Genomic DNA, 12380 nt, shown 5'->3' with positions numbered 1-12380 from the left:
AGAGCCATGGTACTGCCGGGATACGGCTCAGGTGCGCAGCCCTCGGTGTGGCAGCCAGATACGTTACAAGAATTACAAAACATTAGGGAACAGATTGAAGGAACACGGTGTTATGTAGCTGGAGGCACGTTATTGCGAACACAATGGGAGGCTGCATTAAAGGTTTTACCTGAACATTTAGTTAGTTTGGCTTGCATTCCCGAGATCAATGGAATCTCGATCCAAGGGGATGAGATTGTAATTGGAGCCATGACCCGATTAAGAGATTGTGCGGCAGATCCTTTGCTAGGCAAGTTTCCCATTTTGCATCAGGCTATCTTGGCTATAGCAGCTCCTTCTGTTCGAAATCTGGCGACGATTGGCGGGAATATCGCTTCAGGTATAGGGGATACGTTACCGGCGTTACTTGTATATGACGCGGAGCTCCACTGGCTGACCTGTCGCGGTATGGAGACGCAGCACGTGGCATTATGGCTTGAAAATGGACGTGATAGCAAGCTGAATGCAGATGATGTATTAATCTCCATTCATATTCCGTCCAGAAATGCCGCAGTAAATTTAACGTCTTATGATTCTGAACAATACACGTTCGATTCCGAGCTGCCCCTATCCGAACGAAATCATCAAATTTCCTTCTATCGTAAATTAGGCCGTAGAGAGGCATTTACTGCCTCGCTTGTCACTGTAGCTTTTCATGGTGAGGTTAACCCGGATGACGGACGATGGGCAAGCATTGCGATTGCTGCTGGTGGCGGCTCAGGTATGGCGGTGAGGCTGACCGAAACGGAGCAGTGGCTTCGATCAGGAAAAGCGGATGCTTCTCAAGCCGCCGGGCTTGCAATGCAGGCTGCTGCTGAATTTGTATCCTATACGGATGCTTTTGCAAGCGAAAGCTACAGGAGCCAGTCGGCAGGAAATATGCTTGGGGCCGAGCTTTGGCAGGCTTTTCATCCATAGCCGGCAGTATCTGTGAAGCATACAGCATCAAAAGCATCTATACCAAGCAGGGTATTAAGGAATCCCGGAAACCTAGATCGCAACGAAGATAATCGCAATTCAGGCTGGGCTTAAAAAAGGAGCAATGGAAGGGGAGAGACATCATGCTGCTTAACCGGGAACAGAGTGGGAATCGCTGGCATCTGCGGCCGGATGGCCCTCCAAAGGTCACGGGACAGTTGCAGTATCTAACAGATATGTCCTTGCCCGACATGGTCTATGGAAAAGTACTGCGGAGTGCATATCCATATGCACGGCTACTGTCCGTTGATACATCGGAAGCGGAAGCAATGGAGGGTGTATATGCGGTGTTAACGGCCAAGGATGTGTCTGGACTCAACCGCTTTGGAATCGCAATCCCGGATCAGCCCGTCTTCTGTGAAGATGTTGTTCGTTATGTGGGGGATGCGATTGCCGCGGTTGCGGCCGATTCACCTGAACGAGCTTTGCTCGCCATAGAAGCTATTCGCGTACAGTATGACGAGATGGAGCCGCTAGACAGCGCGGATGCAGCACTGGATCCTGGGGCGCCTGAACTGCATCCACATGGTCCAGGCAATGTGCTTCATCGTACAGAGATCAAACGTGGAGATGCCCAGCAAGCTTTTGCTGCTTGTGCTCATATTGTAACGGAGACTTATTATACGCCAAGACAAATGCATGCGTATATGGAGACAGAGGGAGGCCTGTTTGTGCCTGACGAGATGGGGCGTCTTCATGTCTATGCGGCAACACAGCATGGGTATAAGGATCGCATGCAACTCGCACGTATTATTGGCTGCCCGGAAGAACACATTCGAGTGGTATCTTCACCTATTGGTGGTTCGTTTGGCGGAAAAGATGAATTGAACGTGCAACCTTACGGTGCACTGCTCGCGTTAAAATGCGGCCGCCCTGTTAAAATGCACAACTCGCGTAAAGAATCCGTTCGGGCTGGTTTGAAGCGTCATCCAATGAAGATTGAGATGCAAACGGGTATAAGCCGTGAGGGGATATTGCAGGCACATCGGGTTCGTATTACGGCAGATACCGGTGCGTATGCAACGCTTGGAGCACCCGTATTAAACTTCTGTACCGAGCATTGTATGGGGCCGTATATGATTCCGCATGTGGATGTAGAAGGGGTATCTGTGTATACAAACAATGGATTATCCGGAGAGTTTCGGGGATTCGGAGGCAATCAGGCAATCTTTGCAATGGAAGGTCAGATGGACCGTTTGGCACAGATCATGGATATGGACCCATGGGAGTTTCGACGGCGTAATCTGCGGCAGAAACATGATCCGGGTCCCCTGAACCAGCGCATTCTGCCCACGGATGGACTATATCAAGTATGGGAGGCGCTGGACCGCTCGGAGCTATGGCAGAAAAAACTTCATGTCCAAGAGGAACCGTCACGCCCACCCTGGATCAAGCGAGGAATAGGTGCGGCCATCGCGATGCATGGCGCCGGGCTTGGTTACGGCATACCAGATCCGGCTGGCGGACGCTTGTCGCTGAATGCGGAGGGCAAGATCGAGGTGGCTTTCAGCTACGAGGAATTCGGGCAAGGTCTTGTCGCCACACTGGAGATCATGCTCTGTGATCTGTTCCAGTGCCAACCATCGGACCTGAGCATTGTTATTGGGGATACAGACCGTGTACCCCATAGTGGCTCCAGTACGGCATCCCGTTCCACCACGATGGCCTGGATGGCTTTGCAACGCTTGCAGCACCCGTTCCGTACAAAGCTTCTTAAAGTTGCATCGCAGTTTTCTGGAATTCCAGCAGAGCAACTCATGACAGGACGTGAGGGAATTTGGATGAAATCAGACGATTCCTCTTCAACCTCTGCTCCTCGCTTAGTCATCGCTTATGCGGATCTTGTAAAACAGGACGATGCGCAGGAATGGATTTTTGACACCACCTTTCATTATCCGACTACGCCTGACAATGTCATGGGTGGTCATTACCTCTACACGTATGCCGCTGTAGCCGCAGAGGTGGAGGTCAATACACTGACGGGCGAAAGCAAACTTCTGGATACACGACATATTGTGGCAGCGGGGCCGGTAATCAATCCGATGGGCTATATAGGCCAGATTGAAGGTGGCAGTGTGATGGCTCTTGGATTTACATTAACCGAGGATGCTGTCATGCAGCAGAGCCGTTACGTCACAGCCAATCTGGATACGTATTTAATTCCGACAATCAAGGATATTCATTCGAATCTTGAAGTGGAGGCCATTGAAGATCTGCCTGAAGGAGATGCATTCGGACCTAGAGGAATCGGCGAGATTGGTTCCGTTGCACTTGCCCCTGCAATTACTGCAGCTATACACCAGGCGACAGGTGTATGGGTTACTCAGCTCCCCGTGCCGCGCGAGCAACTCAGCAAGCCGTTGAATGTTCTTTTGCCAGAAGGAGTGAAGCCATCATGAATAATCAGCCTCTTGAACAGACATGGAGCGCTAGAGTGAATGGGCAACTGAGAAAACTGTCCGTTTCTCCCGGAACGCGGCTTGTCGATATCCTTCGGAATCAACTAGAACTAACGGGAACCAAAGTATCCTGTGAGGTCGGACGTTGTGGTGCGTGCATGATTCTCATGAATGGAGAGCCAGTTAATGCCTGCCTCGTGATGGCGTATCAGAGTGAGGGAAGCGACATTACGACCATTGAAGGACTGCACGGTGAGAAAGAGGGAGAGTTGCACCCGATTCAACAAGCTTTTGTGGAAGAAGGCGGATTTCAGTGTGGATACTGCACTCCAGGGATGATTATTTCAACCAAGGCTTTGCTGGACGCGTGTCCTGATCCATCTCAGGAGCAGATTGAAACCGGATTATGCGGTAATCTCTGTCGCTGTACAGGTTATGGGGGAATTATACGCGCGGTAAATAAGGCAAGTGAGCGTTATACAGCCCAAGGAACGGTTGAAACAGCGATGAAAGAAGGTGCAAGCACATCAACAGTAAACATTTTACAAACAGATAATGCTGAAACCTGAATGTCCGAAGAAAGAAAATATCAATTTTTACACAAAATATGGTAATATTAAAAATAATAGAGAATTTCCTGCGAGTGGAGATCAAATGCTACCCGTAGAAAATTCTTATTTTTTTGTGCGGGGTGATTAAAAATGAAGAAAAAACATGTGTTTCTCGGTACAGTGTTAAGTCTGCTTGTGATTATGCTGCTTGTAAACTACATTGAAAATAATGAGGCTGTCGTAAATACGAGTCAGGTTGTCGAAAGTTACGGGGAAGATCATGGAATGTACAATGCAACTGTAACGTTTGATATGATTAAGGCGAAAAAAGCAAGCAACGTTAAGGTTATGGTTGTATACCCGAATGATACGATCGAATATCATGATGTGTCGTCACCTGATGGTCACTACCATTTAAATATAACGAAAAACGTGGAAGAGCTTGCCTCGGACAAAAGCAAAGGCACATTACCCGAATTCCTGATTACTTGGATGTCAGGGGATAAAAAAAGAATAAGCTATGTTTCTTCGAGTGCCAGATGAATGAAGAGGTTCGTTACATAAGCATGACTAGATTATTAAAAAACATAGTGTTTAAAAACATAAATTTAAGCGTTTTCGGAACTTATGTTTGTGAAGTTTTCTTGGGATAGGATAATTATATTGTCCTGATACACATAGTGTTACTTGATTCGTATAACCATATATTTACAATTTTATCCAATCGTGATATGTTTAAATATGAAAGCGCCATCATGATTGGGGTTGTGCACATTTCGCTCTCACATTTCAGATGGAAAGGGAGATGGCAATGAAGTTCCGAATGGAGATGGGAACGAAGAATGGATGGAGGGAGAGGGTTCGGAAAGCATTGGCAATCATGCTGGTCAGTACCTTGTTGTTGGGTATGCTGGCATTGCCTGCACCTGCGCAAGCGGATGCCCCGTTGCTCACGATTGAAGGTGAAGATGCACAATTAACCTCGGATTTGCAAGTGGTAACTCAGATTTACGGACAGCCGAAGCCAGGTTATTCGGGAAGCGGATTTGTCTGGATGCAGGGATCGGGAACGATCACATTAGATGTAACCGTTCCCGAAACGGGGATGTACAGTATTTCCAGCCGTTTTATGCAGGAGCTTAGTATGGATGGCAGACTTCAATACTTGGCAGTGAACGGGGTAACGAAAGGCTCTTACATGCTTCCATATACGACAACATGGTCGGATTATGATTTTGGTTTCCACAAATTAAACAAGGGAAGCAACACAATTCAACTGAAGGCTGGCTGGGGTTATGCATATTTTGATACGTTCACAGTGGATTATGCCGATCTTGATCCGCTAAACGTACAACCTGTGCTTACGGATTCACAGGCTACGCCGGAAACACAGCTTTTGATGAATTATTTAACGGAGGTATACGGACACAAGATCATATCGGGACAACAGGAGATCTATGGAGGAGGGAATGACGGGAATTCTGAGCTGGAGTTTGAGTGGATTCATGATTTGACGGGTAAATATCCGGCCATTCGCGGTTTTGATTTTATGAACTACAACCCGCTGTATGGCTGGGAAGATGGTACAACGGATCGGTTGATCGACTGGGTAAACAACCGCGGAGGCATTGCAACCGCATCTTGGCATATCAATGTGCCGCGTAACTTTACTACGTATCAACTTGGCGATTTTGTCGATTGGAAAGAGGCGACCTACAAACCAACCGAAACGAACTTTGATACCGCAAAGGCTGTCATTCCTGGTACGAAGGAATATCAGTATGTCATGATGACCATTGAAGATCTGGCGGAGCAGCTCCAGATATTACAGGATAACGATGTGCCGGTTATTTTCCGTCCTTACCATGAAGCAGAAGGGAACGGAGGACTGAACGGAGAGGGAGCCTGGTTCTGGTGGGCTTCTGCCGGAGCGGATGTGTATAAGAAGCTGTGGGATATGATCTACACCGAGCTGACTGAAACGTATGACCTGCATAACCTGATCTGGACTTACAACAGCTACGTTTACAGTACTTCACCAGCTTGGTATCCGGGGGATGATCAAGTAGACCTTGTGGGCTTTGACAAATACAATACGATCTACAATCGTTACGATGGATTATCCGGTGTGCCTAACGAGGATGCTATTACGTCCACATTTTATCAGCTTGTTAACTTGACCAATGGCAAAAAAATGGTGGCAATGACAGAGAACGATACCGTTCCAAGCGTGAAAAATCTGACAGAGGAAAAAGCGGGCTGGCTTTATTTCCTTCCGTGGTACGGCGAGCATCTGATGAGCGAAGCATTTAACTATGCTTCCACGTTAAAAACGCTCTATCAAAGCGATTATGTCATTACTCTGGATGAGTTGCCGGATCTGAAGGCGAACCAGCCCAATCCAAGTGCGGTCATCTCACCCGGAAGTGCAACCTTTGATAAGGAAACAAGTCATGCAGAGGATATTACGATTTCGCTTACCTTGAATGGGCATCAGCTTACGGGCATTTCTAAGGGAGGTGTAAATCTGGTTTCCGGCCAGCATTATACGGCATCTGAATCAACAGTGGTGCTGAAGCAAGCCTATCTAACAACACTACCGCTTGGACAAACCAGCCTAACTTTTCACTTCAACAATGGTAAAGATGCTGTTCTTAAGTTGAATGTAATCGATAGTTCCATCGTTGTAGTGCCACCAGACAGCAAGCTAACGATTCAGGCGTATAACGGCAATACGAGTGCTTCGACGAACGGTATCGCACCCAAGTTCAAGCTGATTAATTCCGGGAATACGGCTATTCATCTCAGTGATGTGAAGGTGCGGTATTATTATACGATTGATGGTGAGCAAGCCCAGACTTTCTGGTCAGATTGGGCAAGTGTAGGAAGTGCCAACGTTACCAGTACCTTCATCAAGCTGGACACACCAGTAACTGGCGCTGACTACTATGTTGAACTGGGGTTCACTAGTAACGCCGGGGTGCTGAATCCGGGTGAAAGCGCAGAGATACAAGCTCGGTTTTCTAAAAATAACTGGTCTAATTACAATCAGTCCGATGATTATTCCTTCATGGCAACGGGCAATCAATATGCTAATCACAGCAAAATAACCGGATACGTAAGCGATCAGTTGGTATGGGGTGTGGAACCTTAAACGAAAGCAAGCAAGACCGGGTCAGTATCTCGTTAAACTGATCCGGTCTTGTTTTGTTATGTGTAAAGAAGGAGGCGTATGGATAAAAATCCGAGACTGAAGGGAGTTATGTTTTATTTTAGAAAGCTATACTTATTGGTAGTAAATGTAATTTGTATAAGTGTAATAATGAATTTGTAATCATAACAAATGTTATGTAAACTTATATTTTTCGATATCCTTTATAGATGACATCTATGGTATTAGGGAATGCTAAAGTCCTGATTAATACTAAAATTCACTCTTTTATGAACTGAATTCCGACACAGAAGAGACACTCGATTATTGTGAACAAATTCCATTTTAGTTGAAACTTTTATACACCAGATTATTTCCCGAAAATCGTTTTCGATTCTACTGAAAAATGGGCAGGTCAATCATCTGACTTTTGGCTAAATTGACAGTCAGAGCTAGGGTTACAATACTCCACAAGTTTAGAATGGCAACACAAATTTCCTAATGTTACAGGAGAGAAAAAACGATAATAGAAATTGGAAAAAATATTAATGTTTTAATACAAAAAAAGGAATTTATACATGCTTTAATGCTACTCCTAAATCAGGTTGAATTGTTCGGATTAATAAATAGAAATATAAGGGAAATCTAATGAAAAAGCTGATGCTAAGCTATTTATAGATTGATTTGATATGGATTTGCGATAGATTTTCAGATGATCTTCACGTTATGCTGTGGGAAATCAGAAAGGAAGTGGCAACCATGGAACGCGAACTGGCGTTGGAAATTGTCCGAGTAACAGAATTGGCAGCTTTAGCTTCAGCTCCTTGGATGGGAAGAGGCGACAAGAATAGTGCAGACGAAGCGGCTACTTTAGCCATGCGTGCCATGTTCGATTCCGTGTCCATTCGAGGCACGGTCGTAATTGGGGAAGGGGAGATGGATGAAGCCCCAATGTTGTACATCGGTGAAGAAGTCGGCAATGCGGAGGGACCGGAGGTTGACGTCGCTGTTGATCCTCTGGAAGGTACAGATATTGTTGCTAAAGGTCTGAACAATGCATTATCGGTCATTGCGGTGGCGGGAAAAGGAAATCTGCTCCACGCTCCGGACATGTATATGGAGAAGCTGGCCGTTGGTCCAGCACTGGTAGGCAAAGTCAGCATTGAAGATCCAATTGAGGTGACTCTGGAAAAAGCGGCGGCTGCGCTAAATAAAAATATCTCTGATCTCACGGTCATGATCCTTGATCGTGTACGGCATGAGAGCACGATCAAAGCGCTTCGCAAAGTTGGCGTGCGGATCAAATTCCTTAGTGACGGCGACGTTGCAGGAGCGATGGCTCCGGCTTTCCCTGAAGCGGGTATTGACCTGTATGTTGGATCAGGTGGTGCCCCTGAAGGCGTGCTGGCTGCAGCAGCCTTGTCCTGCCTCGGAGGAGAGATTCAAGGCCGTTTGATGCCAGCCAATGCAGATGAATTCCAGCGCTGCTTGCAGATGGGAATTGATAACCCTTACAAAGTGTTGACGATGGAAGACATGATCGGTACAGAGGACGTTATTTTTGCCGCAACGGGAGTAACGCCTGGTGAAATTCTTGGCGGCGTGCGTTATCTTGCAGATGACCGGGCGGAGACAGATTCGATTGTCATGCGTGCCAAAACGAAAACCATTCGTTTTATTCGTTCCCTGCATTTCCTGCCGAACAAAGAGGTGTTGCATAAGGTTCGTAAGCTTCAGGCTTCCTCCGAGCCATCAGATCGCATGATCCGGAAATTGACTAAAGAGATGGAACAGGCTGAATTCAGTCAGTCTGCCAAGGAAACAAGCGTAATTACAAAAGGTTAAAATGTTTACTTCATCTATATATTAGAATCATAGAACGCACTTGTGCGCTACATTATTGACAAATAAGAATGAGGAAAAAGCTGAATCCCGAATTCCTCATTCTTTTTGTTGTTTTTGCATTGACAACGGTTACATGTCATGAGAAAATGTACGCGCGTACATAAATATATGTTCTCGATAAATTTTTTGATATTTTCGTGCACATTTCATCTGAAGGAGGTGAAGGACATGGCTTCTCGCAGAGAAGTCGCTGAGCTTGCGGGAGTTTCCGAAGCGACGGTGTCCAGAGTTTTAAACGGAGTTGGACCCATCAGGGAAGAGACTCGCCGCAGGGTACTTGAAGCATCCGAGCGGCTAGGCTATGTACCCAGTGCACTTGCTCGCAGCTTTGCCAGAAGTAGGAGCGGCAATTTGGGCGTTGTGTTGCCGTATGTTCCGAAGGCACATCTGTTTTCAGCCTATTTTTTCTCGGAAATGTTAAGTGGTATCGGAAGCAAAGCGAGAGACAACGGCCTTGATCTGCTGGTCATGTTTCAAACCGCAGGTGAGGCCATGAATTATACCGATCTGTTTCGCAGACAAAAAATTGATGCCTGTATCATTCTTGGTGCGAGACATGATCAGGATGAGCTGGCGGCCATGCAGCAGCTGGATCGGGAAGGGCACCCGTTTTGCGTCATGAATCAGCATTTTGCAAGTGAGTCGTTCATGGAAGTGGATGCTGATCATGTGGAGGGAAGCAGACTTGCGATACGTCATCTCACCGATCAGGGACATCGTAGAATCGCCTTTTTGAATGGACCCGACAGCTATTCGAACAGTCAGGATCGATTGGAGGGTGTGCGATTGGGGCTGCATGAGGCGGGCATGGAGCTGGATTCTAGTCTGTTATTTGAAGGCAACTACAGCAGGCGTAGCGGCATTGAGGCGTCAGCTTCAATAGCTGATCGTTTGCATGAGATTGATGCGGTATTTGCAGCGAATGACAGGATGGCCATTGGTGTGATGCATGGCTTGCGGGAACGAGGCGTACGTACCCAGGATTTTCCGGCATTTGTAGGCTACGATGACTCGGATGCGGCCGAGATGGCAGTTCCAGCACTGAGTAGCGTGAGAGTTCCCTTTTTCGAGATGGGGGAGCTTGCTGTATCCAAACTGATGCAAGGTACAAATGGCATATCCGATGCGCGAGGTCCGAAAGGGTATCATTCCACAGTGACTTTTGATTCGTTACGCACTCTTTTACCAACGGAATTGATTATTCGTGCCTCTTCCCACCGTCGTATTGAAGAGTAGATGGAGCTAGAAACTGCTGATTTATTACTTCTGAAGTCTGCCATTTATCATGAAACGTTATTTTCATTCTATTAAATGTTTTTTTACATTCTATTAAGGGAGGAAATGATTATGTCAAAGCATCTTCGCGTAGGAATGGTTGGATACAAATTTATGGGGAAGGCCCATAGTAATGCCTATCGCAGTCTGCCCATGTTTTTCCCGTCTGCACCGCTACAGCCTGAAATGTCAGTCATCTGCGGTCGAAATGAGCAGGGAGTTCAGGCGGCGGCTAACCAATTTGGTTGGGATGAGAGTGTCACGGATTGGCGTGAGTTGGTGAAGCGGGATGACATTGATCTCATTGATATTAACGCTCCAAGTGATGCTCACAAAGAAATTGCGCTGGAGGCGGCACGTCAAGGCAAGCACTTGTTCTGTGAAAAACCACTTGCGCTTTCGTTAGCTGACTCCCGCGAGATGCTTCAGGCTGCAGAAAAAGCTGGTATAACCCATATGGTTGGCTTCAACTATCGTTTCTCCCCGGCTGTTCAGCTGGCAAAGGATCTGATCGAAAGCGGACGTTTAGGCAAAATCTATCATTTCCGTGCGTTTTTCCTTCAGGATTGGATTCTGGACCCGAACTTCCCGCTCGTATGGCGTCTGCAAAAAGAAGTCGCAGGTTCCGGCTCACACGGTGATCTCGGTGCTCACTTGATTGACCTCGCTCGTTTCCTCGTTGGTGAATTCCAGGAGGTTATTGGCATGAGTGAAACGTTCATCAAAGAGCGTCCGCTCGCTTCCGAGATGACGGGTCTTAGTGCAAAAGGCAGTTCGAGTGCGGATGCACCAAAAGGTGAGGTAACCGTGGATGACGCTACGTTGTTCCTGGCGCGCTTTGCAAGCGGAGCACTTGGCAGTTTTGAAGCTACACGTTTCGCAGCCGGGCATCGTAGCACAAACTCTTTTGAGATTAACGGTAGCTTGGGTAGTGTGCGGTTTGACTTTGAACGTATGAATGAACTGGAAGTGTATTTTACCCAAGACGACGAGGATGTACAGGGTTTCCGCCGCGTACTGGCTACCGACCCTGCGCATAAATATGCCGAGGCTTGGTGGCCTGCCGGACATACGATCGGTTTTGAACACACGTTTACACATGAGATGTTGGAGCTTGTAACCGCTATATCGGAAGGCCGTCAGCCATCGCCAAACTTCCATGACGGGGTGGCCTGCCAAGCCGTACTTGAAGCCGTAGAACGTTCGGTAACGGAGCGCCGCTGGGTAACTCTTGAAGAGATGTAACGATGTAATAAAGCGATACGGAAGAGATAAGGTTAGAAGACAAAAACAGAGAATATTGAATGAATCGAAAGCGAGGATCTAGCGATGAAAAAAGCACTGATTGTATGGGGCGGCTGGGATGGACATGAGCCGGAGCAAGTAGCCGCGATTTTTGAGCGTATTTTGAAGGAAGAGCAGTTCGAAGTCGAAGTCTCTGACACTTTGGAGTCGTATGCGGACGCAGAGAAATTGCTCGGTCTGGATCTGATTGTGCCTCTATGGACAATGGGGCAGATTGAGCAGGAACTGGTGAATAACGTTTCAGCGGCTGTGCAGAGCGGTGTCGGCCTTGCAGGTCTGCATGGCGGGATGTGTGACGCATTCCGTAACAACGTAGACTGGCAGTTTATGACGGGCGGACAGTGGGTGGCTCATCCAGGCAACGATGGAGTGGAATACATGGTGAATATGAAGCGTGGCTCCAGTCCGCTTTTCGAACATATTGAAGATTTTCAGGTGAAAAGTGAGCAGTATTACCTGCACGTGGACCCGGCTGTGGAAGTGCTGGCAACCACCCGTTTCCCGATTGTATCCGGGCCTCACGCCGCCAATGGGCCTGTAGATATGCCTGTAGCGTGGACGAAGCGCTGGGGTGCAGGACGTGTATTTTACAATTCACTGGGACACCATGCAGACATCGTAGATATGAAGCCCGTAACCGAGATGATGCGTAGCGGTTTCCTCTGGACAGCCGCAGGTAAGGAACTGGCGAAGAGCCGCAAAACCGATGCGGCGACAGAGGTATACACAGGTATGGCAGACAACCAGACCTAATGTTTTACAGTTCAATATACTAGT

At 47.3% G+C, this 12380-nt stretch carries 9 protein-coding genes; all 9 read left to right on the top strand.

Annotated features, from left to right (window positions below; translation table 11 throughout):
- The first annotated feature begins 6 nt into the window (after positions 1–6).
- The 9 genes from Q9R46_RS11155 (at position 7) to Q9R46_RS11115 (ending at position 12356) form a co-directional block, all read left to right on the top strand.
- On the top strand, positions 7–957 hold the full coding sequence (locus Q9R46_RS11155) for an FAD binding domain-containing protein (RefSeq protein WP_311280089.1): 951 nt from the start codon (positions 7–9) through the stop codon (positions 955–957).
- Between the two features lie 143 nt (positions 958–1100).
- Positions 1101–3416 (top strand): xanthine dehydrogenase subunit D, encoded by a 2316-nt coding sequence (pucD, locus tag Q9R46_RS11150; protein WP_311280088.1) that lies wholly within the window; start codon positions 1101–1103, stop codon positions 3414–3416.
- A complete protein-coding gene (locus Q9R46_RS11145; RefSeq protein WP_311280087.1) occupies positions 3413–3985 on the top strand; it encodes a (2Fe-2S)-binding protein in 573 nt (190 codons plus the stop codon). Before pucD ends, Q9R46_RS11145 begins: the two co-directional genes overlap by 4 nt.
- 132 nt (positions 3986–4117) lie before the next feature.
- Entirely contained in the window at positions 4118–4510 is a 393-nt protein-coding gene (locus Q9R46_RS11140) for a hypothetical protein (RefSeq protein WP_311280086.1), read from the top strand.
- A 268-nt stretch (positions 4511–4778) separates the two neighbouring features.
- Positions 4779–7121: a glycosyl hydrolase gene (locus Q9R46_RS11135; protein WP_311280085.1), complete on the top strand. Its 2343-nt coding sequence runs from the start codon at positions 4779–4781 to the stop codon at positions 7119–7121.
- Between the two features lie 756 nt (positions 7122–7877).
- Positions 7878–8963 (top strand): class II fructose-bisphosphatase, encoded by a 1086-nt coding sequence (gene glpX / locus Q9R46_RS11130; RefSeq protein WP_311280084.1) that lies wholly within the window; start codon positions 7878–7880, stop codon positions 8961–8963.
- Positions 8964–9191: 228 nt separating this feature from the next.
- On the top strand, positions 9192–10259 hold the full coding sequence (locus tag Q9R46_RS11125) for a LacI family DNA-binding transcriptional regulator (RefSeq protein WP_311280083.1): 1068 nt from the start codon (positions 9192–9194) through the stop codon (positions 10257–10259).
- A gap of 111 nt (positions 10260–10370) precedes the next feature.
- Positions 10371–11543, top strand: coding sequence for a Gfo/Idh/MocA family protein (locus tag Q9R46_RS11120; RefSeq protein ID WP_311280082.1), 1173 nt, complete (start codon positions 10371–10373; stop codon positions 11541–11543).
- An 84-nt stretch (positions 11544–11627) separates the two neighbouring features.
- Positions 11628–12356 carry a ThuA domain-containing protein gene (locus Q9R46_RS11115; RefSeq protein ID WP_145331366.1) on the top strand — a complete coding sequence of 243 codons (729 nt, stop codon included), beginning with the start codon at positions 11628–11630 and terminating at the stop codon, positions 12354–12356.
- The last annotated feature ends 24 nt before the right edge of the window (positions 12357–12380 follow it).

It is taken from the genome of Paenibacillus sp. RRE4, assembly GCF_031844205.1.
Classification (GTDB): Bacteria; Bacillota; Bacilli; order Paenibacillales; family Paenibacillaceae; genus Paenibacillus; species Paenibacillus xylanexedens_B.
Note: the sequence above shows the minus strand (reverse complement) of the source record. Positions and strands in the feature narration are given on the sequence as shown.